The sequence below is a fragment of the Citrobacter sp. R4 genome (assembly GCF_026719175.1).
GTDB lineage: Bacteria > Pseudomonadota > Gammaproteobacteria > Enterobacterales > Enterobacteriaceae > Citrobacter_A > Citrobacter_A sedlakii.
Genome location: NZ_JAPPSU010000003.1, coordinates 333,980 through 357,185, shown reverse-complemented (window position 1 = coordinate 357,185; position 23,206 = coordinate 333,980). Strand labels below are relative to the sequence as shown.

At 56.9% G+C, this 23,206-nt stretch carries 20 protein-coding genes; 17 read left to right on the top strand and 3 right to left on the bottom strand.

The genetic code is table 11. The features are described 5' to 3' along the window. Nucleotides 1-79 precede the first annotated feature (79 nt). Nucleotides 80-1,063 carry an autoinducer 2 ABC transporter substrate-binding protein gene (locus OOJ60_RS10410; RefSeq protein WP_060570492.1) on the bottom strand — a complete coding sequence of 328 codons (984 nt, stop codon included), beginning with the start codon at nucleotides 1,061-1,063 and terminating at the stop codon, nucleotides 80-82. A 413-nt stretch (nucleotides 1,064-1,476) separates the two neighbouring features. Here OOJ60_RS10410 and OOJ60_RS10405 point away from each other — a divergent pair, with 413 nt between their 5' ends. Both OOJ60_RS10405 and OOJ60_RS10400 read left to right on the top strand, forming a co-directional pair. Then, nucleotides 1,477-2,115 carry a DUF1007 family protein gene (locus tag OOJ60_RS10405; protein ID WP_205612535.1) on the top strand — a complete coding sequence of 213 codons (639 nt, stop codon included), beginning with the start codon at nucleotides 1,477-1,479 and terminating at the stop codon, nucleotides 2,113-2,115. Next, nucleotides 2,106-3,086, top strand: coding sequence for a nickel/cobalt transporter (locus tag OOJ60_RS10400; protein WP_205612517.1), 981 nt, complete (start codon nucleotides 2,106-2,108; stop codon nucleotides 3,084-3,086). Before OOJ60_RS10405 ends, OOJ60_RS10400 begins: the two co-directional genes overlap by 10 nt. A gap of 32 nt (nucleotides 3,087-3,118) precedes the next feature. Here OOJ60_RS10400 and suhB read toward each other — a convergent pair whose 3' ends face one another. Next, complete coding sequence (gene suhB, locus OOJ60_RS10395) at nucleotides 3,119-3,922, bottom strand: inositol-1-monophosphatase (RefSeq protein WP_042291430.1); 804 nt, start codon at nucleotides 3,920-3,922, stop codon at nucleotides 3,119-3,121. Nucleotides 3,923-4,040: 118 nt separating this feature from the next. Between suhB and trmJ the strand changes: the two genes are divergently transcribed. The 11 genes from trmJ to sseB all read left to right on the top strand — a co-directional run bounded on the left by trmJ (nucleotide 4,041) and on the right by sseB (nucleotide 12,796). Further along, nucleotides 4,041-4,772, top strand: a complete 732-nt coding sequence (trmJ, locus tag OOJ60_RS10390; RefSeq protein WP_042291428.1) for a tRNA (cytosine(32)/uridine(32)-2'-O)-methyltransferase TrmJ — start codon at nucleotides 4,041-4,043, stop codon at nucleotides 4,770-4,772. 207 nt (nucleotides 4,773-4,979) lie between these two features. Then, nucleotides 4,980-5,471 carry a Fe-S cluster assembly transcriptional regulator IscR gene (gene iscR / locus OOJ60_RS10385; RefSeq protein WP_042291424.1) on the top strand — a complete coding sequence of 164 codons (492 nt, stop codon included), beginning with the start codon at nucleotides 4,980-4,982 and terminating at the stop codon, nucleotides 5,469-5,471. A gap of 124 nt (nucleotides 5,472-5,595) precedes the next feature. Continuing rightward, nucleotides 5,596-6,810: a cysteine desulfurase gene (gene iscS, locus OOJ60_RS10380; protein WP_200035816.1), complete on the top strand. Its 1,215-nt coding sequence runs from the start codon at nucleotides 5,596-5,598 to the stop codon at nucleotides 6,808-6,810. A gap of 25 nt (nucleotides 6,811-6,835) precedes the next feature. Continuing rightward, the gene (gene iscU / locus OOJ60_RS10375) at nucleotides 6,836-7,222 is read left to right on the top strand and encodes a Fe-S cluster assembly scaffold IscU (RefSeq protein WP_002913991.1); all 387 of its coding nucleotides are present in this window, start codon (nucleotides 6,836-6,838) and stop codon (nucleotides 7,220-7,222) included. Nucleotides 7,223-7,241: 19 nt separating this feature from the next. Beyond that, on the top strand, nucleotides 7,242-7,565 hold the full coding sequence (iscA, locus tag OOJ60_RS10370) for an iron-sulfur cluster assembly protein IscA (protein WP_003037681.1): 324 nt from the start codon (nucleotides 7,242-7,244) through the stop codon (nucleotides 7,563-7,565). Between the two features lie 73 nt (nucleotides 7,566-7,638). Next, nucleotides 7,639-8,154, top strand: coding sequence for a co-chaperone HscB (hscB, locus tag OOJ60_RS10365; protein ID WP_042291420.1), 516 nt, complete (start codon nucleotides 7,639-7,641; stop codon nucleotides 8,152-8,154). Nucleotides 8,155-8,169: 15 nt separating this feature from the next. Beyond that, nucleotides 8,170-10,020 (top strand): Fe-S protein assembly chaperone HscA, encoded by a 1,851-nt coding sequence (gene hscA / locus OOJ60_RS10360; RefSeq protein ID WP_205612516.1) that lies wholly within the window; start codon nucleotides 8,170-8,172, stop codon nucleotides 10,018-10,020. A gap of 1 nt (nucleotide 10,021) precedes the next feature. After that, on the top strand, nucleotides 10,022-10,357 hold the full coding sequence (gene fdx, locus OOJ60_RS10355; protein WP_042291414.1) for an ISC system 2Fe-2S type ferredoxin: 336 nt from the start codon (nucleotides 10,022-10,024) through the stop codon (nucleotides 10,355-10,357). An 11-nt stretch (nucleotides 10,358-10,368) separates the two neighbouring features. Next, complete coding sequence (gene iscX / locus OOJ60_RS10350; RefSeq protein WP_003037694.1) at nucleotides 10,369-10,569, top strand: Fe-S cluster assembly protein IscX; 201 nt, start codon at nucleotides 10,369-10,371, stop codon at nucleotides 10,567-10,569. Between the two features lie 62 nt (nucleotides 10,570-10,631). Further along, complete coding sequence (gene pepB / locus OOJ60_RS10345; protein ID WP_200035814.1) at nucleotides 10,632-11,915, top strand: aminopeptidase PepB; 1,284 nt, start codon at nucleotides 10,632-10,634, stop codon at nucleotides 11,913-11,915. A gap of 104 nt (nucleotides 11,916-12,019) precedes the next feature. Next, nucleotides 12,020-12,796, top strand: coding sequence for an enhanced serine sensitivity protein SseB (sseB, locus tag OOJ60_RS10340; protein ID WP_200035813.1), 777 nt, complete (start codon nucleotides 12,020-12,022; stop codon nucleotides 12,794-12,796). A gap of 155 nt (nucleotides 12,797-12,951) precedes the next feature. Here the strand turns inward: sseB and sseA are convergent, their stop codons facing one another. Next, on the bottom strand, nucleotides 12,952-13,803 hold the full coding sequence (gene sseA, locus OOJ60_RS10335) for a 3-mercaptopyruvate sulfurtransferase (protein ID WP_205612515.1): 852 nt from the start codon (nucleotides 13,801-13,803) through the stop codon (nucleotides 12,952-12,954). A 209-nt stretch (nucleotides 13,804-14,012) separates the two neighbouring features. On the opposite strand from sseA, the gene OOJ60_RS10330 reads away from it, so the two are divergent. The 4 genes from OOJ60_RS10330 (at nucleotide 14,013) to OOJ60_RS10315 (ending at nucleotide 23,180) form a co-directional block, all read left to right on the top strand. Continuing rightward, nucleotides 14,013-18,956 carry an alpha-2-macroglobulin family protein gene (locus tag OOJ60_RS10330; RefSeq protein WP_205612514.1) on the top strand — a complete coding sequence of 1,648 codons (4,944 nt, stop codon included), beginning with the start codon at nucleotides 14,013-14,015 and terminating at the stop codon, nucleotides 18,954-18,956. Continuing rightward, nucleotides 18,957-21,269: a peptidoglycan glycosyltransferase PbpC gene (pbpC, locus tag OOJ60_RS10325; protein ID WP_205612513.1), complete on the top strand. Its 2,313-nt coding sequence runs from the start codon at nucleotides 18,957-18,959 to the stop codon at nucleotides 21,267-21,269. A gap of 165 nt (nucleotides 21,270-21,434) precedes the next feature. Then, nucleotides 21,435-21,866 carry a nucleoside-diphosphate kinase gene (gene ndk / locus OOJ60_RS10320; protein WP_042291400.1) on the top strand — a complete coding sequence of 144 codons (432 nt, stop codon included), beginning with the start codon at nucleotides 21,435-21,437 and terminating at the stop codon, nucleotides 21,864-21,866. Between the two features lie 147 nt (nucleotides 21,867-22,013). After that, nucleotides 22,014-23,180, top strand: a complete 1,167-nt coding sequence (locus tag OOJ60_RS10315; RefSeq protein ID WP_042291398.1) for a bifunctional tRNA (adenosine(37)-C2)-methyltransferase TrmG/ribosomal RNA large subunit methyltransferase RlmN — start codon at nucleotides 22,014-22,016, stop codon at nucleotides 23,178-23,180. The last annotated feature ends 26 nt before the right edge of the window (nucleotides 23,181-23,206 follow it).

Genomic DNA, 23,206 nt, shown 5'->3' with positions numbered 1-23,206 from the left:
AGGGCGCTAAGTGTTAATTTTTATTGATAGCGCCGTTCAGACGAACGGCGTTGGGTTTCCCTGGTGTTGGCAAAAAGCCTTAGAAACCGAGCGATTGTGCGTTGTCTTTGGTGACTTCGAGGATCTTATTAAAGCGAATCACTTTCTTTTCCATGTCGACATCGGCTTTCCCTAAACCGTCGATGGTCAGATCCGGCGTCACCTCTTTGCCCTGCAGCAGTTGATCGGCGACCGTGACCAGCGCGTAACCAGCGTCTTTCGGATCCCACAACATCGCTTTCTTGATATCACCGCGCATCAGATACGGCGCGGCCTGTGCTGGCATCGCGATCCCAACCACGGCGATTTTATCTTTCGCCCGTTTTTTCTGTACCGCCTGGCCTGCGCCGATCGGACCCAGCGAGCCAAACCCGATAACGCCTTTCATCTGCGGGTAGGTTTTCATCAGATCCAGCGTTGTGGCGTAGGATTTATCGATGCTCTCCGCTACCGGCAGGCGCGAAGTCACTTCAAACATGTCAGGGTATTTTTCTTTCTGGTACTTAATGGCGTAGTCGGCCCAGGCGTTGTGCAACGGTACGGTCAGCGAACCAACGTAAATGGCGTAGCCGCCTTTTCCACCCATGTTTTTCGCCAGTTCGTCAACGTTCGCCTGCGCGTACTTCTCGCTGTCGATGGTTTCAATATCCCACTGACCGATCTGCTGGTCAGGTGACTCGTGGGTCAGGACGACAATCCCCTTATCGCGCGCTTTCTTCAGAACCGGCTCAAGGACTTTCGCGTCATTCGGGACCACAATGATCGCGTTCACGTTCTTGGCAATCAGATCTTCAATCACTTTCACTTGCTGCGCCGGATCGGGCGTTGACGGACCGGTCTGGTAAGCGTTGACGTCGAGCTTTTTCGCCGCTTCATTGACGCCGGTTTCCATGCGGTTGAACCATGGAATCCCCGTCACTTTTGCAACCACAGCGATTTCATATTTTTCTGCCGCAAAGGACGTGCCGGACAACATGCATGCAGAAACCAGAGTGGCACTGAGTAATGCGAGTTTGAATTTCATTGTTGTTCCTTTTGTAGGGACCAGGGCATGTCACGCCACGAGATTAGCAACGAAGGGAAGAGGCAATGAATCATAAGTTTGCTAAATGTGATCAATGCCCTTAATTGTTATTTTTTAGATAATTAAAGGTTAAATTAATGTTTAATTTGGGGTGGGTTAGCCTTTTGTAGAGACAGATTGTGTTATTTTTTACATGTAATTGAAACTATTTATTAACATTTATGCATCATATTGCCGTTGGCGAAGCAAAATTTGGCGTTGGCGTGTTGAACAACGCAGCGGGAAAATATCAAAAATGAGAACTGAATCGAGACACGAAATCCGCGCCCAATTTTACAGATTTCTTTGCTATCCTCTCGGTCAGTTTCGCCACGCTGGTTTTTCGTGGCCTGTAGTCGAATGGAGAGGTAATGATGCCACTGGTTAAACGCAGCGCGCTGGCGTACCTGATGTTTTTTATGACCTCTATGGCGGTGGCGCATCCTCATAGCTTTATCCGCCTGAAAACAGAAACGGTGAGTGAGGATGGTCGGCTGATCGCGTTAAAAATGCGCTGGACGATGGATGAGTTAACCTCAGCCGACCTGCTTTACGACGCGGGGGAGGCGAAACCCGGCTCGGAAGTCTGGAAGAAACTGGCGGCGGAAGTGATGGCGAACGTGCTGGGACAGCATTATTTCACCGAAATGTGGCATAACGGCCAGCGGGTGAAATTTAAAAATCGTCCCACGGAATACGGTATGGCGCGTGAAGCCCATCAGGCTGTACTGACGTTTACTCTGCCACTCGCTGAACCGCAGCCGCTGAGCGGGCAAACCTTTACCTTTTCTACTTTCGATCCCAGCTATTACGTCGATATGAGTTATGAAGAAGACAGTGACGCCACGCTCTCTCCGGCGATGGCAACGCAGTGCGACATTGCCATGCATACCCCGACCCCCAGCGAAGAATCCCTGAAATTTGCCCAGTCGCTGGATAAAGCAGACGCGCCGCCGGAAGATATGGAACTGGGTAAACAATTTGCGCAGAAGGTCACCCTGAGATGTCGGTAATGTCACCCACTCGTCTTCCTTCACGCCGCTGGATGGCTCTTTGGCCGCTGGCGCTGTTTTTATTGCTGGCTACCGTGGGCGGCGTCTGGCTCTGGCAGGCATGGCCGCAGGTGATGATTAAAAGCGTGCTCTGGCAGCGGGAAGTTAATCAGCAGATGGGCGCTTTGCTGAAGACCGTTGCCGCGAATCCGGCACAGGCGGGCGGTTCGCTGCTGCTGTTCAGCTTTTTGTATGGCGTGCTGCATGCGCTGGGGCCAGGGCATGGCAAGGTGGTGATCGCGACCTGGCTGGCGACCCATCCTTCTAAGCTGAAATCGAGTATCGGCCTGACGCTGGCATCCTCGCTATTGCAAGGGCTGGTGGCGATTGGACTGGTGGTGCTGGTGCTTGGCGTGCTACAGCTTCCGGCAAGGCAACTCCATTTGAGCAGTTTCTGGCTCGAAAAGGGCAGTTACGCATTGGTTGGCGTCCTCGGGCTCCTGCTCTGCTGGCGGGCGTTGAAAAAGCTGCGCGCGCTGCTGCGAAAGCTCAAATTCACCGCCTTCACGCCGCACCATACGCATCATGAAAACTGCGGCTGCGGGCATCAGCATTTACCGGATCCGCAGCAGCTAAGCAACGATGACGACTGGCGCGCCCGGCTGATGATTATTCTGTCAATGGGGATGCGTCCCTGTTCCGGCGCAATCATGGTACTGCTGTTCAGCAAAGTCATCGGCGTTTTTTACTGGGGAATGGCCTCGGCGCTGGCGATGGCGGCAGGGACATCGCTCACTATTACATCGCTGGCGCTGCTGGTGCACAGCTTCCGGACGTTGGCGGCCAGACTGAGCGGCAACAGTGCGCCGGTATTGTGGCGGCAGGTAGGATGGTTGACGCTGGCGTTAGCCGGAGGGACGTTCTTAATGATTGCTGCGGTGGTGATGTGGGTGAGTGCGGCGCCGACGGGAAGGGGCCTGAGGCCGTTTTGAATAAATGCCGGAGGCGGGCTCCGGCATTTTGCTTAACGCTTCAGCGCGTCGCTCAGTTCGTCACGCATGCTGGCCAGCATCGCTTTCACTACGCGCGGGTTACCCGCCACGATGTTGCCGGTCGTCATGTAGTTATGCCCGCCGGTGAAGTCGCATACCAGCGCGCCCGCTTCACGGGCGATCAGCTCGCCTGCGGCGAAATCCCACGGACGCAGGCCGATTTCGAAATAACCGTCAACGCGCGCGGCGGCAACATAGGCCAGATCCAGCGCGGCGGAGCCGGTGCGGCGGAAGTCAGCGCACTCGGTAAACATTTTGCCGAGGATATTCATGTAAGAGGTGGCGTGCTGTTTCGCTTTGAACGGGAACCCGGTAGCGATGATGGTGCCATCCAGGTCGCGCGCGTTGCTACCGCGCAGACGGTAACCGTTCAGCTGCGCGCCCTGACCGCGGGTGGCGGTGAACAGTTCATTGCGCATCGGATCGTAAACCACGGCGACTTCGGTACGGCCTTTAATGCGGACCGCAATTGATACCGCGAAGTGCGGCAGACGTTTAACGAAGTTGGTCGTGCCATCCAGTGGATCGATAACCCATTGAACATCCTGATCGGTACCTTCATGTTCACCGCTTTCTTCGGTGATGATGGTGTGCTGTGGGTAAGATTTGCGGATCGTTTCGATAATAATCGCTTCTGCGGCTTTATCGACGTTGGTCACGAAATCATTGCTGCCTTTCTGGCTGGTTTCTACTGAGTCAGGCGTTTCGTAGTGTTTGGCAATTACATTACCCGCCTTGCGCGCTGCGCGCACGGCGATGGTCAGCATCGGATGCATCGGTCTCTCTCACTGGATGTTAAAGAACGGGAAAACGGCGCAGAGTATAGCAGCGAGATCGGAATATGTCTCCGGTTTATGATAATATGGCCGAATAATCTTTAGACGAAGAAAGACAATGCTGCAAAATATTCGAATTGTGCTGGTCGAAACCTCCCACACCGGCAATATGGGGTCTGTCGCCCGCGCGATGAAAACAATGGGGTTAACCAATCTGTGGCTGGTGAATCCGCTGGTGAAACCGGATTCCCAGGCAATTGCGCTGGCGGCCGGGGCCAGCGATGTGATCGGCAACGCGCAGATCGTCGACACGCTCGACGAGGCGCTTGCCGGATGCAGCCTGGTGGTCGGCACCAGCGCGCGTTCGCGTACGCTGCCGTGGCCAATGCTTGACCCGCGCGAATGCGGTCTGAAAAGCGTGGCGGAAGCGGCGAATACGCCGGTGGCGCTGGTGTTTGGCCGTGAACGCGTCGGCCTGACCAATGATGAACTGCAAAAATGCCATTACCATGTCGCGATTGCCGCTAATCCGGAATACAGCTCGCTGAACCTGGCAATGGCGGTGCAGGTTATCGCCTATGAAGTCCGCATGGCCTGGCTGGCGACGCAGGAAAACCCGGACGCCGCGGAGCATGAAGAAACGCCTTACCCGCTGGTTGACGATCTGGAGCGTTTTTACGGTCACCTGGAGCAGACGTTGCTTTCAACAGGTTTTATCCGTGAGAACCATCCGGGGCAGGTGATGAACAAACTGCGCCGTCTGTTTACCCGCGCGCGTCCGGAGAGCCAGGAGCTGAACATTCTGCGCGGTATGCTGGCGTCGATTGAGCAGTTAAAGAAAGAGAAGTAAGCCAGGCCGAAGGCACATACCGTAAGCCGGATAAGCGGAGCGCCATCCGGCAGGTGAAAACGGCACTGAAGGTTAAATACCTGACTAAAACAGTCAAGTAAATAGTTGACCAATTTACTCAGGAATGTCAGACTTGGCCCTGCTATGCAATACCCCCATTTTACAATAAAAACCCCGGGCAGGGGCGAGTTTGAGGTTAAGTAAGACATGAGACTGACATCTAAAGGGCGTTATGCCGTGACCGCAATGTTGGACGTTGCGCTCAACTCCGAAGCGGGCCCGGTACCGTTGGCTGATATTTCCGAGCGTCAGGGTATTTCCCTTTCTTATCTGGAACAGCTGTTCTCCCGTTTGCGTAAAAATGGTCTGGTCTCCAGCGTACGTGGACCAGGCGGTGGTTATCTGCTGGGTAAAGATGCCGGCAGTATTGCAGTAGGTGAAGTGATCAGCGCTGTTGACGAGTCGGTGGATGCGACCCGTTGCCAGGGCAAAGGCGGCTGTCAGGGCGGCGATAAGTGCCTGACTCACGCGCTGTGGCGCGATCTCAGCGACCGCCTGACCGGTTTCCTTAACAACATTACGTTGGGCGAACTGGTGAATAATCAGGAAGTCCTGGATGTGTCCGATCGTCAGCACACCCATGACGCACCGCGCACGAATCGTGCTCAAGACGCGATCGACGTTAAATTACGCGCGTAGTAAGTAGTAAAACGTATTTCAGAATCAGGCCGGGGCAATGACGTATTGCCCCGCTAACTCGGTCGTACATCCAGCCGGTTGCCTGATTCCTTGCATTGAAGCGATGTACGGAGTTTATAGAGCAATGAAATTACCGATTTATCTCGACTACTCCGCAACCACGCCGGTGGACCCGCGTGTTGCCGAGAAAATGATGCAGTTCCTGACGCTGGACGGAACCTTTGGTAACCCGGCCTCCCGTTCACACCGTTTTGGCTGGCAGGCGGAAGAAGCGGTCGATATTGCCCGTAATCAGATTGCCGAGCTGGTCGGCGCCGACCCGCGTGAAATTGTCTTTACCTCCGGTGCGACAGAGTCCGATAACCTGGCGATCAAAGGTGCAGCCAACTTTTATCAGAAAAAAGGCAAGCACATCATCACCAGCAAAACCGAACACAAAGCCGTGCTGGATACCTGCCGTCAGCTTGAGCGCGAAGGGTTTGAAGTCACCTACCTGGCGCCGCAGAGCAACGGTATTATCGATCTGAAAACGCTCGAAGCGGCAATGCGTGATGACACCATCCTCGTGTCTATCATGCACGTGAACAACGAAATCGGCGTGGTGCAGGATATCGCGACTATCGGCGAAATGTGCCGTGCGCGCGGCATCATCTATCACGTGGACGCCACTCAGAGCGTGGGCAAACTGCCTATCGATCTGAGCCAACTGAAAGTGGATCTGATGTCCTTCTCCGGCCACAAAATCTATGGCCCGAAAGGGATCGGCGCGCTGTACGTTCGCCGTAAACCGCGTATTCGTATTGAAGCGCAGATGCACGGCGGCGGACACGAGCGCGGTATGCGTTCCGGCACCCTGCCTGTTCACCAGATCGTCGGTATGGGTGAAGCCTATCGTATCGCCAAAGAAGAGATGGAAACCGAAATGGCGCGCCTGCGCGCGCTGCGTAACCGTCTGTGGAACGGCGTGAAAGATATGGAAGAAGTCTACCTGAACGGCGATCTCGAACAGGGCGCGCCGAACATTCTTAACGTCAGCTTTAACTACGTTGAAGGCGAGTCACTGATCATGGCGCTGAAAGACCTGGCGGTATCGTCCGGTTCAGCCTGTACTTCCGCAAGCCTCGAGCCATCCTACGTGCTGCGCGCGCTGGGGATGACCGATGAGCTGGCGCATAGCTCTATCCGTTTCTCTTTAGGTCGTTTTACTACCGAAGAAGAGATTGATTACACCATCGAACTGGTTCGTAAATCCATTGGCCGTCTGCGCGATCTTTCTCCGCTGTGGGAAATGCACAAGCAGGGCGTGGATCTGAACAGCATCGAATGGTCACATCATTAATCGGTACCGATAAGGAGAATTCAACATGGCATACAGCGAAAAAGTCATCGATCATTACGAGAATCCGCGTAACGTGGGTTCCTTCGACAACAGCGACGAGAACGTCGGCAGCGGTATGGTCGGCGCGCCAGCCTGTGGCGACGTAATGAAGTTGCAGATTAAAGTCAACAATGAAGGTATCATTGAAGACGCGCGTTTTAAGACCTACGGCTGCGGTTCCGCCATCGCCTCCAGCTCCCTGGTCACCGAATGGGTCAAAGGGAAGTCGCTGGACGAAGCGCAGGCGATCAAAAACACCGATATTGCCGACGAGCTTGAACTGCCGCCAGTGAAAATTCACTGCTCTATCCTGGCAGAAGACGCGATCAAAGCCGCCATTGCGGACTACAAAAGTAAACGTGAAGCAAAATAAGAAGAGTTGAGGTTTTGTTATGTCGATTACACTTAGCGACAGTGCAGCAGCGCGAGTTAATACCTTCCTGGCGAACCGCGGTAAAGGGTTCGGCCTGCGTCTGGGTGTAAGAACCTCGGGCTGCTCAGGTATGGCGTATGTACTGGAATTTGTTGATGAACCGGCGGCGGAAGACACCGTGTTTGAAGACAAAGGCGTGAAAGTAGTCGTCGACGGCAAAAGCCTGCAATTTCTGGATGGTACGCAGTTAGATTTCGTCAAAGAAGGTCTTAACGAAGGGTTTAAGTTCACCAACCCGAACGTTAAAGACGAATGTGGCTGCGGCGAAAGCTTCCACGTCTGAGCGCTTACCGATAACCCCACGCGTAATGTCTTACGTGTGGGGTTTGTTCTGACAGGCTACCCCTGAGATAGTTATGGATTACTTCACTCTCTTCGGATTACCCGCGCAATACCCACTTGATCTCCAGGCCCTGACGATGCGTTTTCAGGATCTGCAACGTCAGTATCACCCTGATAAATTCGCCAGTGGCACCCAGGCTGAACAGCTTGCCGCCGTACAGCAATCCGCCACCATCAACCAGGGCTGGCAAACGCTACGCCATCCCTTAACGCGTGCGGAATATCTGCTCTCACTCCACGGATTCGACCTTGCCAGCGAGCAGCATACGGTGCGCGACACCGCTTTTCTCATGGAACAACTGGAACTCCGCGAAGAGCTCGACGAGATTGAACAGGCGAAAGACGAAGCGCGGCTCGACGCCTTTATTAAGCGCGTCCAGTCCATGTTCGACAGCCGCCATCAGCAGATGGTTGAACAGCTTAATCACGAGACGTGGGACGCGGCGGCCGATACCGTGCGTAAACTGCGTTTTCTCGATAAACTGCGAAGCAGTGCAGAACAACTCGAAGAAAAACTGCTCGATTTTTAATTTTCGGAAGCAATTATGGCCTTATTACAAATTAGTGAGCCTGGTCTGAGTGCTGCGCCGCATCAGCGTCGTCTGGCGGCGGGCATTGACCTTGGAACCACCAACTCTCTGGTCGCTACCGTGCGTAGCGGTCAGGCCGAAACGCTGGCTGACCATGACGGTCGTCATCTGTTGCCGTCGGTGGTTCACTATCAGCAGCAGGGCCACACGGTGGGCTACACCGCACGCGAGAACGCCGCGCTGGACACCGCCAACACCATCAGTTCGGTTAAGCGCATGATGGGCCGCTCGCTGGCGGATATCCAGACGCGTTACCCGCATCTGCCGTACCGTTTTCAGGCCAGCGCTAACGGCCTGCCGATGATCGAAACCGCAGCGGGATTGCTGAATCCGGTGCGGGTGTCCGCGGACATTTTGAAAGCGCTGGCCGCGCGTGCCACCGAATCCCTTTCCGGCGAGCTGGACGGCGTGGTGATTACCGTTCCGGCCTACTTCGATGACGCGCAGCGTCAGGGGACAAAAGACGCTGCGCGTCTGGCGGGGCTGCATGTGCTGCGCCTGCTTAACGAGCCGACTGCCGCGGCGATTGCCTACGGTCTGGATTCCGGCAAAGAAGGGGTGATTGCCGTCTACGATCTCGGCGGCGGCACTTTTGATATTTCTATTCTGCGCCTGAGCCGCGGCGTGTTCGAAGTGCTGGCAACCGGCGGCGACTCCGCGCTGGGCGGCGACGATTTCGACCACATGCTGGCAGACTACATTCGTGAACAGGCCGGGATTGCTGATCGCAGCGATAACCGCGTACAGCGTGAACTGTTGGATGTGGCCATCGCCGCGAAAATCGCCCTCAGTGACGCGGAGTCGGTCACCGTTAACGTGGCGGGCTGGCAGGGGAAAATCACCCGCGACCAGTTCAATGAACTCATTTCCTCGCTGGTTAAGCGTACCTTACTGGCCTGCCGACGCGCGCTGAAAGACGCGGGCGTTGAGCCGCAGGAAGTTCTGGAAGTGGTGATGGTGGGCGGTTCTACGCGCGTGCCGTTGGTGCGTGAGCGCGTGGGCGAATTCTTTGGCCGAACGCCGCTGACCGCCATCGATCCGGATAAAGTGGTCGCCATTGGCGCCGCCATTCAGGCGGATATCCTGGTGGGCAACAAGCCGGACAGCGAAATGCTGCTGCTGGACGTGATTCCACTGTCGCTGGGCCTCGAGACGATGGGCGGCCTGGTGGAAAAAGTGATCCCGCGTAATACCACGATTCCGGTGGCGCGCGCGCAGGACTTCACCACGTTTAAAGACGGTCAAACCGCCATGTCGATCCACGTCATGCAGGGCGAGCGTGAACTGGTGCAGGACTGCCGTTCGCTGGCGCGCTTTGCGCTGCGCGGGATCCCGGCGTTGCCAGCGGGTGGGGCGCATATTCGCGTTACCTTCCAGGTGGACGCTGATGGCCTGCTGAGCGTCACCGCAATGGAAAAATCGACCGGCGTTGAGGCCTCTATTCAGGTCAAACCGTCCTATGGTCTGACCGACAGCGAAATCGCGTCAATGATTCAGGATTCGATGAGCTTTGCCGAGCAGGACGTGAAAGCGCGTATGCTGGCCGAGCAGAAAGTCGAAGCGGCGCGCGTGCTGGAAAGTTTAACCGGCGCGCTCGTTGCGGATGCCGCGCTGCTCAGCGCCGCAGAACGTCAGGTTATCGACGAGGCCGCCGCGCGCCTGAGCGAGGCGGCGCAGGGCGATGACGTTGACGCTATCGAACAAGCCATTAAAAACGTAGACAAACAAACCCAGGAATTCGCCGCTCGCCGCATGGACCAGTCGGTTCGTCGCGCGCTGAAAGGCCATTCCGTGGACGAGGTTTAATATGCCAAAGATTGTTATTCTGCCTCATCAGGACCTCTGTCCGGATGGCGCAGTTCTGGAAGCGAAGACCGGTGAAACCATTCTTGACGTTGCCCTGCGTAACGGCATCGAGATTGAACACGCCTGCGAAAAATCCTGCGCCTGTACCACCTGCCACTGCATCGTGCGTGAAGGTTTTGATTCCCTGCCGGAAAGCACGGAAGAAGAAGACGACATGCTGGATAAAGCCTGGGGGCTGGAGCCGGAGAGTCGCTTAAGCTGCCAGGCGCGCGTCACCGAAGATGATTTAGTGGTCGAAATCCCACGTTACACAATCAACCATGCGCGCGAGCATTAACAGAGGGTAGTATGGGACTTAAGTGGACAGACAGCCGTGAAATTGGCGAAGCGCTGTACGACGCCTTCCCCGATCTCGATCCAAAAACCGTTCGTTTCACCGATCTGCATCAGTGGATCTGCGACCTGGAAGAATTCGACGATGACCCGCAGGCATCGAACGAAAAGATCCTTGAGGCCATTCTGCTGGTCTGGCTGGACGAAGCCGAATAAGACAACGGGCTGCCTACGGGTAGCCCGTTTTCCTGTATGCGCGAAGTTAAGGAAAAATAACAATGACAGAAGCCATGAAAATCACGCTTTCCACTCAGCCTGCCGACGCGCGCTGGGGTGAAAAAGCCACATACAGTATTAATAGCGACGGCATTACCCTGCACCTCAACGGTAAAGACGACCTGGGCCTGATTCAGCGCGCCGCGCGTAAAATTGACGGGCTGGGTATTAAGCATGTCCAGCTTGCCGGTGACGGATGGGACGCCGATCGCAGCTGGGCCTTCTGGCAGGGCTACAAAGGGCCGAAAGGCAGCCGTAAGGTCGAGTGGCCGCAACTCGACGACGCACAGCGCCAGGAGCTGGACAACCGTTTGACGATCGTCGACTGGGTGCGCGACACCATCAACGCCCCGGCGGAAGAACTGGGGCCGGAGCAGCTGGCGCAGCGCGCCGTTGACCTGCTGTGCAGCGTAGCGTGCGATCATGTTTCTTACCGTATTACGAAAGGCGAAGACCTGCGCGAGCAGAATTACATGGGGCTGCATACCGTTGGCCGCGGCTCTGAGCGTCCGCCAGTGCTGTTGGCGCTCGACTACAACCCGACTGGGAATAAAGATGCGCCGGTTTATGCCTGCCTGGTGGGTAAAGGCATCACCTTCGATTCCGGCGGTTACAGTATCAAACAGAGCGCTTTTATGGATTCGATGAAATCCGATATGGGCGGCGCGGCAACGGTGACCGGCGCGCTGGCGTTTGCCATTACCCGCGGTCTGAACAAGCGCGTGAAGCTGTTCCTTTGCTGTGCCGATAACCTGATCAGCGGCAATGCGTTTAAGCTGGGCGATATTATTCGCTATCGTAACGGTAAAAATGTGGAAGTGATGAACACCGATGCGGAAGGCCGTCTGGTACTGGCGGATGGACTGATTGACGCCTGCGCGCAGAAACCAGAGCTGATCATCGACGCCGCCACTCTGACCGGCGCGGCAAAAACGGCGCTGGGTAATGACTATCATGCGCTGTTCAGCTTTGACGATCAGTTGGCGAACCGCCTGCTGGCCAGCGCGGCGGCGGAAAACGAGCCGTTCTGGCGTCTGCCGCTGGCGGAGTTCCACCGTAACCAACTGCCGTCGAATTTTGCCGAGCTGAATAATACCGGTAGCGCGGCGTATCCGGCCGGTGCGAGCACTGCGGCGGGGTTCCTGTCGCACTTTGTCGAAAATTACCAGCAGGGCTGGCTGCATATTGACTGTTCGGCCACCTACCGCAAAGCGCCGGTTGAGCAGTGGTCCGCCGGGGCGACTGGCCTGGGCGTGCGCACGATTGCGAATCTGCTGACCGCCTAAAATCCGCTTTGTAGGCCGGGCAAGCGAAGCGCCTCCCGGCATTTTGCCTGACGCGACACGTTGCGTCAGGCCTGTAATCATTTTTAATACGATGTGTGATGCCTATGTCCGAAACGAAAAACGAATTAGAAATTCTGCTGGAGAAAGCGGCGACAGAACCCGCGCACCGTCCGGCCTTTTTCCGCACCTTGCTGGAGTCGACCGTCTGGGTGCCCGGCACCGCTGCCGAAGGCGAGGCGATCGTCGAAGACTCTGCGCTGGATCTTCAGCACTGGGAAAAAGAGGACGGCACCTCCGTTATTCCGTTCTTTACCTCTCTGGACGCGCTACAGCAGGCAGTGGAGGAAGAACAAGCGTTTGTGGTGATGCCCGTGCGCACTCTGTTTGAAATGACCCTGGGCGAGACGCTGTTCCTTAACGCCAAACTGCCGACCGGCAAAGAGTTTATGCCGCGTGAAATCAGCCTGTTAATGGGTGAAGAGGGCAATCCTCTGAGTTCGCAGGAGGTGCTGGAGGGAGGGGAATCATTGATCCTTTCTGACGTCGCTGAACCGCCAGCCCAGATGATCGATTCGCTCACCACGCTGTTTAAAACCCTCAAGCCGGTGAAGCGGGCGTTTCTGTGTTCCATTAAAGAAAGTGCCGATGCTGAATCTAACCTGTTGATAGGCATTGAGGCTGACGGCGATATTGAGGACATTATTCAGGCGGCGGGCAGCGTGGCGACCGACACCTTACCGGGCGATGAGCCAATTGATATCTGTCAGGTCGTGAAAGGCGAAAAGGGCATCAGCCACTTTATTACCGAGCATATCGCACCGTTCTACGAACGTCGCTGGGGCGGATTCCTGCGTGACTTTAAGCAAGACCGGATTCTCTGACCACCGGAAAGCCGCCCCGTAGGACGGCTGCCTGGCTTACTTGTTCTGAACGTTGAGATTTTTGAACACAGCGTGCCGGGAAGGCCGCGAACTGAACCAGCACAAAAAACGCGCGGTTGAACGGTTATTGGGGGATAAGCAAGTCCTGTCGGAATTTATTCAGACGGTTCAGGCTCCACCGGTAAATCATCACGCGCGCCCCATTCACTCCATGCGCCGTCATACAGCGCAACGTCCGGAACCCCCAGGGTGGCCAGCGCCAGCACCACCACGGCAGCCGTCACGCCGGAACCGCAGCTGGCAATAATGGGCCGATCCAGACTGACCCCGTGGCGAAAGAAAATGGCGTCCAGTTCGTCAGTCGTTTTTAATTCACCGTCCTGAACCAGCTCGGTCCATGGCACGTTTAACGCGCCGGGGACGTGGCCACGTCGCAGGCCGGGACGCGGCTCATCCACTTCTGCATTAAAACGCGCAGCCGGACGGGCGTCGACGATTTGCGCCGTTTTTTCGTGGCTGGCTAACAGCACGTCAGTAACACGCACCACGGCTCCGGCGGTAAACGCGGCGTCAAATTCGCCTTCCGGCAGCGTCACGTCGCCTTCTTCCAGTGGCAGCGCAGCGCGCTGCCAGCCCGCCAGCCCGCCGCCCAGGATCGACACGTTCTCCACGCCAAACGTCCGCAGCATCCACCACGCGCGTGGCGCGGAAAACAGATTTCCTTCGTCATAAACAACCAGATGCTTATCCTGATGTATGCCGAGTTCGCGCATGGCGACGGCAAAGGCTTCCGGGCGCGGCATCATATGGGGCAGAGGAGAGGTGTGGTCGGAAAGCGCTTCGATATCGAAAAACACGGCGCCAGGAATATGTCCGGCGCGGAACTCTTGTGCAACGTCGCGATCTTCCTGTCCCGGCGGCGCCATTCGGGCGTCGATAACGTGAATATGCGGATCGTTAATATGCTCAGCAAGCCAGTCGGCGGCGACAAACCAGGAAGTGGACATAAGCATCTCCATTTTTGCGTCACAGAAAAGAAGAATTCTCGGACGTTTAGGGATAACGGGCAAGTAAAAGCGCCCGAATTGTCCGGTAGCGCCACACTTCTAAAAAAAATTCAGACAGCGCAGAGCGGATACAGACTTACACAACGATAAATCTCACGCATAATGTCTGTCCTACGTTGCTAACGGGCCATGTCGGCCAGGGATGAAAAATGAAACACATACGCGTAGCCGCCTGCATTTTGATGCTGGCGCTGGCTGGGTGCGACAACAACGACAAAACCACAACTGTCGCCAAAAGCGATACGCCAGCGACGCAAACAAAGGCCACACCACCTGTTCAGAAAGATCCGGCGCAGTTGCAAAAGCTGGCCCAGCAAAGCGAAGGCAAAGCCTTAACGCTGTTGGACGCATCAGAAGTGCAGCTCGATGGCGCCGCCACTCTGGTGCTGACTTTTTCCATTCCGCTCGATCCCGAACAGGATTTCGCCCGCACCGTGCATGTGGTGGATAAAAAAAGCGGCAAAGTCGATGGCGCCTGGGAGCTTTCGCCCAATCTGAAAGAGCTGCGTTTACGCCATCTGGAGCCTAATCGTTCTCTGGTGGTCACGGTTGAACGGGATCTTAAAGCGCTGAACAACGCGACTTTCGACATTACGTACGAAAAAGCGCTCACCACCCGTGACGTGCAGCCCAGCGTCGGCTTTGCCAGTCGTGGGTCGCTGCTGCCAGGAAAGGTGGTGGAAGGCCTGCCGGTCATGGCGTTGAATGTGAACAACGTAGACGTCAACTTTTTCCGCGTGAAGCCGGAATCGCTGGCGGCGTTCGTCAGCCAGTGGGAGTATCGCAATTCCCTTTCGAACTGGGAGTCCGACACGCTGCTGAAAATGGCCGATTTAGTCTATTCTGGCCGTTTCGACCTGAATCCGGCGCGCAACACCCGCGAAAAACTTCTCTTACCGCTCAGCGAGATTAAACCGCTGCAGCAGACCGGCGTTTATGTCGCGGTCATGGCGAAAGCCGGTAAGTATGAATACAGCAATGCCGCGACGCTGTTTACCTTAAGCGACATTGGCGTCTCGGCGCATCGCTACCAGAGCCGTCTGGATGTTTTTACCCAAAGTCTGGAAAACGGCGGGGCGCAGCAGGGCGTCAATGTCTCTCTGCTGGATGAGAAAGGCCAGACGCTGGCGCAGGCCACCAGCGACGGGAAAGGCCATCTGCAACTGGAGAACTCGAAAAATGCCGCGTTGCTGTTAGCGCGGAAAGACGGTCAAACCACCCTGTTGGATCTCAAACTGCCGGCGCTGGACCTGGCCGAGTTCGATATCGCAGGCGCGCCAGGCTACAGCAAGCAATTCTTTATGTTCGGCCCGCGCGATCTCTATCGTCCGGGTGAAACGGTGATCCTCAATGGACTGCTGCGCGACAGCGACGGCAGGTCGCTGCCCGATCAGCCGGTTAAGCTCGAGGTGGTCAAACCGGACGGCCAGGTGATCCGCAGCGTGGTGACTCAGGCTGAAAATGACTTGTACCGCTTTACCTACCCGCTGGACAGCGGCGCGCCGACCGGCATGTGGCATATCCGCGCGAACACGGGCGATAACCAGAGCCGGATGTGGGACTTCCACGTGGAAGATTTTATGCCGGAACGAATGGCGCTGAACCTCAGTGGGCAGAAAACGCCATTAACGCCTGCGGACAAGGTAAATTTCTCGGTTACCGGCTATTACCTGTATGGCGCGCCCGCAAATGGTAATGCTTTGCAGGGCCAACTGTTCCTCCGACCATTGCGTGAAGCCGTTCCGGCGTTGCCTGGCTTCCAGTTTGGCAACATCGCGGAGGAGAACCTTTCACGTAGCCTGGACGAAGTGCAGTTAACGCTGGATGCGCAAGGGCGCGGCGAGGTCAGTACCGACAGCCAGTGGCGTGACGCCCACTCGCCGTTACAGGTGGTCTTGCAGGCCAGCCTGCTGGAGTCCGGTGGCCGCCCGGTCACACGCCGTGCGGAGCAGGCGATTTGGCCAGCCGACACGCTGCCGGGTATCCGTCCGCAGTTTGCGGTAAAAGCAGTGTATGACTATCGCACCGACACCACCGTCAATCAGCCTGTTGTCGACGAAGACAGCAACGCCGCGTTTGATATTGTTTATACCGATGCTCAGGGCGTGAAAAAAGCGGTATCCGGATTGCAGGTGCGGTTGATCCGTGAACGCCGTGATTACTACTGGAACTGGTCGGAAAGCGAGGGCTGGGAATCGCGCTTCGATCAAAAAGATCTGGTCGAAGGCGAACAGACGTTGGATCTCGGCGCCGATGAAACCGGTAAAGTGTCGTTTCCGGTGGAATGGGGCGCTTACCGACTGGAAGTCAAAGCGCCAAACGATGCTGTCAGCAGCGTACGCTTTTGGGCGGGCTATAGCTGGCAGGACAACAGCGACGGCAGCGGGGCGGTACGTCCGGATCGCGTGACGTTGAAGCTCGATAAGCCCGCTTATCGTCCGGGCGACACCATCAGGCTGCATATTGCCGCGCCGGCGGCAGGCAAAGGTTATGCGATGGTGGAATCCAGCGAAGGCCCGGTGTGGTGGCAAGAAATTGACGTACCGGCGGCTGGATTGGATCTGTCAATTCCGGTAGATAAAGACTGGAATCGCCACGATCTTTATCTGAGTACGCTGGTGGTGCGTCCTGGGGATAAATCGCGTTCGGCGACGCCAAAACGTGCCGTAGGCTTGCTGCATCTGCCGTTAGGCGATGAAAATCGTCGCCTGGCGCTGACGCTGGAGAGCCCGGCGAAAATGCGGCCGAACCAGCCGTTGACGGTGAAAATTAAAGCCAGCGCCAAAAACGGTGCCGCGCCGAAACAGGTAAATGTGCTGGTATCCGCTGTGGACAGCGGCGTGCTGAATATTACTGATTACGTCACGCCGGATCCGTGGCAGGCGTTCTTCGGGCAAAAACGCTATGGCGCGGATATCTACGATATCTATGGTCAGGTCATTGAAGGCCAGGGACGTCTGGCGGCGTTGCGCTTTGGTGGCGATGGCGATGAGCTAAAACGCGGGGGTAAACCCCCGGTTAACCATGTCAATATTGTCGCCCAACAGGCGCAGCCAGTTACGCTAAATGAACAGGGCGAAGGCATCGTGACGTTGCCGATTGGCGATTTCAACGGTGAACTTCGGGTTATGGCGCAAGCGTGGACCGCGGAAGACTTCGGCAGTAGCGAAAGCAAAACCGTTGTGGCGGCGCCGGTTATCGCTGAACTGAATATGCCGCGCTTTATGGCCAGCGGCGACACGTCGCGTCTGGTGCTGGATATCACTAACCTTACGGACCAGCCGCAGACCCTAAACGTGGGGCTGACGACCCGCGGTCTGATTGAGTTGATCAGCGAGCAGCCTGCGCCAGTCAATCTTGCGCCGGGTGTGCGTACCACGCTGTTTATTCCGGTGCGCGCAAAAGAGGGCTTTGGCGATGGCGAGTTGCAGGCTACGCTCACTGGCCTGACGCTGCCGGGCGAAGCGGTGGGGGCGCAGCAAAAACAGTGGAAGATAGGCGTTCGTCCGGCATTCCCGGCGCAAACAACCCATCACGGCATTATGCTGCAATCAGGCGAAAGCTGGTCGGCGCCTGCCGATGTACTGGCCAATTTCTCGCCAGTCACCACCCAGGGACAACTGCTGTTCAGCGGTAAACCGCCGCTGAATCTGGCGCGTTATATCCGCGAACTGAAAGCCTATCCGTATGGCTGCCTGGAACAAACCACCAGCGGCCTGTTCCCGTCGCTTTATACTAACGCTGCGCAGCTTAAGGCGTTGGGCATTGCTGGCGACAGCGATGAAAAGCGCCGTGCGGCGATAGAAACCGGCATTTCACGTCTGCTGCAGATGCAGCGTGATAACGGCGGCTTTGCGCTGTGGGATAAAAACGGTCCGGAAGAATACTGGCTGACCGCGTACGCGATGGACTTTCTTGTCCGGGCGGGCGAGCAGGGCTACAGCGTCCCGGCGGAAAGTATCAACCAGGGGAACGCGCGTCTGCTGCGCTATCTCCAGGATCCGGGCATGATGTCGATTCGCTACGCCGATGACACCCAGGCGAGTAAGTTTACCGTGCAGGCCTATGCCGCGCTGGTGCTGGCGCGTCAGCAGAAAGCGCCGCTCGGCGCGCTGCGTGAAATCTGGGAGCGTCGCGGTCAGGCGGCGTCCGGTTTACCGCTGCTGCAACTGGGGATTGCCCTGAAAAATATGGGGGATGCGAAGCGTAGCGACGAGGCGATTAGCCTGGCGTTGACGACGCCGCGCGACAGCGATCGTCAGTGGATGGCGGATTACGGCAGCCCGCTTCGCGATAACGCGCTGATGCTGTCGCTGCTGGAAGAAAACAAGCTGAAGCCGGAAGCGCAGAACAGCTTGCTGAACACCCTCTCTGAACAGGCATTTGGTCAACGCTGGCTGTCAACGCAAGAGAATAACGCGTTGTTCCTTGCGGCGCGCACTCTTCAGGATCTGCCGGGAACCTGGCAGGCGCAGACGTCGCTTGAGACGCAGCCGTTGGCGGGCGATCGCGCGCAAACCCGCAATCTCGATGCCGATCAACTTGCCGCGCTGCAGGTGACCAACAGCGGCACACAGCCAATGTGGCTGCGCCTGGATGTCAGCGGCTACCCGCAAACCGCGCCAGCGCCAGCCAGCAATGTTTTGCACATTGAGCGCCATATTCTGGGCACTGATGGACAAAGCAAAGCGTTGGATTCGCTACGCAGTGGCGAACTGGTGCTGGTCTGGCTGGAAGTGAAGGCCAGCCAGAACGTGCCCGATGCGCTGGTGGTGGATCTGTTGCCAGCCGGTCTGGAACTGGAAAACCAGAACCTGTCCAATGGCAGCGCCAGCCTGCAGGAAAGCGGCAGCGAAGTGCAGAACCTGATTAACCAGATGCAACAGGCGGACATTCAGCACATGGAGTTCCGCGATGATCGCTTTGTCGCCGCCGTGGCGATCAATGAAGGGCAGCCCGTCACGCTGGTGTATCTGGCGCGCGCGGTGACGCCGGGAACGTACCAGGTGCCGACGCCGCTGGTGGAGTCAATGTATGTACCACAATGGCGGGCGATCGGCGCGGCTGACAATCTGCTGATTGTTAAGCCGTAAATGATCCGATTGTGTCGCAAACGCAGCTGCTGTCTCTGGCTGGCAGTTGCGTCTGTCCTTCTGGTCGCCGCCGTTCTGGCGGCTGATAGAATCTGGCCCTTACCCCTGCGCGAAGTGAATCCGGCCCGTGTCGTCGTGGCGCATGACGGTACGCCGTTATGGCGATTCGCTGACGCGGAAGGGATCTGGCGTTATCCGGTTACCGTTGAAGAGGTCTCTCCCCGCTACCTTGAGGCGCTCATCAATTACGAAGATCGCTGGTTCTGGACGCACCCGGGGGTCAATCCGTTCTCTGTGCTTCGCGCGGCGTGGCAGGATCTGAGCGCCGGACGCGTGATTTCCGGCGGTAGCACCTTAACCATGCAGGTTGCCCGTCTCCTCGACCCGCATCCGCGAACTTTCGGCGGCAAGTTTCGTCAACTCTGGCGCGCTTTTCAGCTTGAATGGCACCTCTCTAAGCGTGACATCCTGACCCTGTACCTCAATCGTGCGCCGTTTGGCGGGACTTTGCAGGGCGTCGGCGCGGCCAGTTGGGCTTACCTGGGTAAGCCTCCGACGCAGTTGAGTTATTCCGAAGCGGCTTTACTGGCGGTGCTGCCTCAGGCGCCGAGCCGTCTGCGTCCCGACCGGTGGCCGGAACGGGCAGAGGCCGCGCGAAATAAAGTGCTTGCGCGAATGGCGACACAGGGCGTGTGGTCGCCAAAGCAGGTGCAAGAGTCGCGTGAAGAGCCTGTCTGGCTTGCGCCGAGACAAATGCCGCAGTTGGCGCCGTTGTTTTCGCGCATGATGTTGGGCAAAAGCCAGCGCGACAAAATCGTCACCACACTGGATGCCGGGTTGCAAAGGCAACTGGAAGAGCTGGCGAATAACTGGAAGGGAAGGCTTCCGGCGCGCAGTTCCCTGGCGATGATCGTGGTCGACCATACCGATATGAGTGTGCGTGGCTGGGTCGGCTCGGCAGATTTGAATGACGACACGCGATTCGGTCATGTGGATATGGTAAATGCGATCCGTTCACCCGGATCGGTGTTAAAGCCCTTTGTCTACGGCCTTGCGCTGGATGATGGGTTAATTCATCCGGCGTCTTTATTACAGGATGTGCCACGTCGTACCGGGGACTATCGGCCTGGCAATTTTGACAGCGGCTTCCACGGCCCCGTCAGCATGAGTGAGGCGCTGGTCAGATCGCTGAACCTGCCAGCGGTGCAGGTGCTGGAAGCCTACGGACCAAAACGTTTTGCGGCGAAACTGCGCAACGCCGGATTGCCGCTGTATCTGCCTGCGGGCGCCGCGCCGAACCTGTCGCTGATTCTGGGGGGCGCAGGCGCGCGGCTTGAGGAGATGGCGGCGGCGTATAGCGCGTTTGCCCGCCACGGTAAGGCGGGAAAGCTGCGCCTGCAACCGGACGAGCCGCTGATTGAGCGTCCATTGCTTTCGCCGGGCGCGGCATGGATCATCCGGAGAATCATGGCGGATGAAGCGCAGCCGTTACCTGACAGCGCGCTACCCCGCGTCGCGCCGCTGGCCTGGAAAACCGGCACCAGCTACGGCTATCGCGACGCGTGGGCGATTGGCCTGAACGCTCGCTATGTGATCGGCATCTGGACCGGCAGACCGGATGGAACGCCCGTCGCCGGACAGTTTGGATTCGCCAGCGCCATTCCGCTGTTGAATCAGGTAAACAACTTGCTGCTGGCCCGCGGCGCATCGCTGCCGGAAGATCCGCGCCCTTCGTCAGTGACGCGAGGGACGGTTTGCTGGCCTGGCGGACAATCTCTTGCGGATGGCGACGCCAACTGTCGCCGTCGTCTGGCGAGCTGGCTGCTGGAGGGCGCACAGCCGCCGACGCTGCTGTTGCCGGAGCAGGAAGGCGTGAGCGGTATTCGTTTTCCTGTCTGGCTGGACGGCGCGGGAAAACGCGTTGCTGCCGACTGTCCGCAGGCGCGCGAGCGGACGCTGATCGTCTGGCCGCTGCCTCTGGAGCCGTGGTTACCGACCCCGGAGCGTCGTGCTGCAAGGCTGCCGCCGCCCTCCGTACAGTGCCCGCCGCTGGGACAGGACGCCCTTTTACCGCTTCAGCTTTCCGGCATACGTGACGGGGCGATAGTGAAGCGTTTACCGGGTAGTCTTGAGGCGAGCGTCGCGATTCAGAGCAGCGGTGGAAGCGGCGAACGCTGGTGGTTCCTTAATGGCGAACCGTTAAGCGAACGAGGATCTGCGATCACGTTGCGGCTCGTGGAAAACCGAGAATATCAACTGTTGGTGATGGATGGCGCAGGACAAATTGCGGCGGTGAGATTTTCCTTACTGTAGTCGTCAGCGCCGTTTGTCAGGCCATCCGCCGCGAACGCATGCGTGTTGTTGCTAATACTCATCTTATTTTAAAAAAATGTTACCTTTATCCATAGGCAACAGTCAGGATGCTCTTTATAATCCGCGCCAGGTAAACAACAACAGAACACTTATCAGAGGTTAATAATGGCGATTGAACGTACTTTTTCCATCATCAAGCCAAACGCGGTGGCAAAAAACGTTATTGGTAATATCTTTGCGCGCTTTGAAGCAGCAGGGTTTAAAATTGTCGGCACAAAAATGCTGCACCTGACCGTAGAACAGGCTCGCGGTTTTTATGCTGAGCACGACGGTAAGCCGTTCTTTGACGGTCTGGTGGAGTTTATGACCTCTGGCCCGATCGTGGTCTCTGTTCTGGAAAGCGAAAACGCGGTGCAGCGTCATCGCGATCTGCTGGGCGCAACCAACCCGGCAAACGCTCTGGCGGGTACCCTTCGCGCGGACTATGCGGACAGCTTCACCGAAAACGGCACCCACGGTTCCGACTCCCTGGAATCCGCGAAACGCGAAATCGCCTTCTTCTTCGGAGAAGGCGAGGTGTGCCCGCGTACTCGTTAATAATTTCGTAAATGCCGCGTGCAGACGTGGCATCCTTGCGCCAGAATTTGTACAATGCAGCGCCCTAGGACGAGCACCGCTCACCGGGGCGCTTCTTTTTCAACCCTCCAGGGGCCATAACGTGTAATAACGAGGCCGGAATAGAATATGTCTGAACACATTGTCACGCCTGAAAGCATCACCCCGGTAGTTCCCAATAAAGATGGAAAAATCAACCTGTTGGATCTCAACCGCCAGCAGATGCGGGAGTTTTTTAAAGAATTAGGTGAAAAACCCTTCCGCGCCGATCAGGTGATGAAGTGGATGTATCACTATTGCTGCGACAACTTTGATGAGATGACCGACATCAACAAAGTTCTGCGCGGTAAGCTGAAAGAGGTGGCGGAAATCCGCGCGCCGGAAGTGGTTGAAGAACAGCGCTCCTCCGACGGCACCATCAAATGGGCGATTGCCGTCGGCGATCAGCGCGTTGAAACGGTATACATCCCGGAAGACGACCGCGCCACGCTGTGCGTCTCTTCTCAGGTAGGCTGTGCGCTGGAATGTAAATTCTGCTCAACGGCCCAGCAGGGATTTAACCGTAACCTGCGCGTTTCTGAAATCATCGGCCAGGTGTGGCGCGCGGCCAAAATCGTTGGCGCGGCGAAAGTCACCGGCCAGCGTCCGATCACTAACGTGGTGATGATGGGAATGGGCGAACCGTTGCTCAACCTGACCAATGTGGTTCCGGCGATGGAAATCATGCTGGATGATTTTGGCTTTGGCTTGTCCAAACGTCGCGTCACGTTGTCCACTTCCGGCGTCGTGCCTGCGCTGGACAAATTAGGCGACATGATCGATGTCGCGCTGGCGATCTCGTTGCACGCGCCGAACGATGAAATTCGAGACGAAATTGTCCCTATCAATAAGAAATACAATATCGAAACGTTCCTCGCCGCGGTGCGCCGCTATCTGGAGAAATCCAACGCTAACCAGGGGCGCGTGACCATCGAATATGTCATGCTCGATCACGTCAATGACGGAACCGAGCACGCGCATCAGTTGGCGGAGTTGCTGAAAGATACGCCATGTAAGATCAACCTGATCCCCTGGAACCCGTTCCCGGGCGCGCCGTATGGCCGCAGCTCCAATAGCCGCATCGATCGTTTCTCGAAAGTGCTTATGGGTTACGGGTTTACCACCATTGTGCGTAAAACCCGCGGCGATGATATCGACGCTGCCTGCGGTCAACTGGCCGGGGATGTTATCGATCGGACCAAGCGTACCCTGCGTAAACGTATGCAGGGCGAGGCTATCGACGTGAAAGCGATCTGATAAATATTGCGTCACTGCCCGTTTTA

Excerpts from the sequence above, each read along its gene's own strand:
- sseA (WP_205612515.1), bottom strand. The coding sequence starts at position 13,803 with ATGTCCACTTCCTGGTTTGTCGCCGCCGACTGGCTTGCTGAGCATATT.
- pbpC (WP_205612513.1), top strand. The coding sequence starts at position 18,957 with ATGATCCGATTGTGTCGCAAACGCAGCTGCTGTCTCTGGCTGGCAGTT.
- trmJ (WP_042291428.1), top strand. The coding sequence starts at position 4,041 with ATGCTGCAAAATATTCGAATTGTGCTGGTCGAAACCTCCCACACCGGC.
- iscA (WP_003037681.1), top strand. The coding sequence starts at position 7,242 with ATGTCGATTACACTTAGCGACAGTGCAGCAGCGCGAGTTAATACCTTC.
- sseB (WP_200035813.1), top strand. The coding sequence starts at position 12,020 with ATGTCCGAAACGAAAAACGAATTAGAAATTCTGCTGGAGAAAGCGGCG.
- hscA (WP_205612516.1), top strand. The coding sequence starts at position 8,170 with ATGGCCTTATTACAAATTAGTGAGCCTGGTCTGAGTGCTGCGCCGCAT.
- iscR (WP_042291424.1), top strand. The coding sequence starts at position 4,980 with ATGAGACTGACATCTAAAGGGCGTTATGCCGTGACCGCAATGTTGGAC.
- ndk (WP_042291400.1), top strand. The coding sequence starts at position 21,435 with ATGGCGATTGAACGTACTTTTTCCATCATCAAGCCAAACGCGGTGGCA.
- iscS (WP_200035816.1), top strand. The coding sequence starts at position 5,596 with ATGAAATTACCGATTTATCTCGACTACTCCGCAACCACGCCGGTGGAC.
- iscU (WP_002913991.1), top strand. The coding sequence starts at position 6,836 with ATGGCATACAGCGAAAAAGTCATCGATCATTACGAGAATCCGCGTAAC.
- fdx (WP_042291414.1), top strand. The coding sequence starts at position 10,022 with ATGCCAAAGATTGTTATTCTGCCTCATCAGGACCTCTGTCCGGATGGC.
- iscX (WP_003037694.1), top strand. The coding sequence starts at position 10,369 with ATGGGACTTAAGTGGACAGACAGCCGTGAAATTGGCGAAGCGCTGTAC.
- OOJ60_RS10330 (WP_205612514.1), top strand. The coding sequence starts at position 14,013 with ATGAAACACATACGCGTAGCCGCCTGCATTTTGATGCTGGCGCTGGCT.
- hscB (WP_042291420.1), top strand. The coding sequence starts at position 7,639 with ATGGATTACTTCACTCTCTTCGGATTACCCGCGCAATACCCACTTGAT.
- OOJ60_RS10400 (WP_205612517.1), top strand. The coding sequence starts at position 2,106 with ATGTCGGTAATGTCACCCACTCGTCTTCCTTCACGCCGCTGGATGGCT.
- pepB (WP_200035814.1), top strand. The coding sequence starts at position 10,632 with ATGACAGAAGCCATGAAAATCACGCTTTCCACTCAGCCTGCCGACGCG.
- OOJ60_RS10405 (WP_205612535.1), top strand. The coding sequence starts at position 1,477 with ATGCCACTGGTTAAACGCAGCGCGCTGGCGTACCTGATGTTTTTTATG.
- OOJ60_RS10315 (WP_042291398.1), top strand. The coding sequence starts at position 22,014 with ATGTCTGAACACATTGTCACGCCTGAAAGCATCACCCCGGTAGTTCCC.
- OOJ60_RS10410 (WP_060570492.1), bottom strand. The coding sequence starts at position 1,063 with ATGAAATTCAAACTCGCATTACTCAGTGCCACTCTGGTTTCTGCATGC.
- suhB (WP_042291430.1), bottom strand. The coding sequence starts at position 3,922 with ATGCATCCGATGCTGACCATCGCCGTGCGCGCAGCGCGCAAGGCGGGT.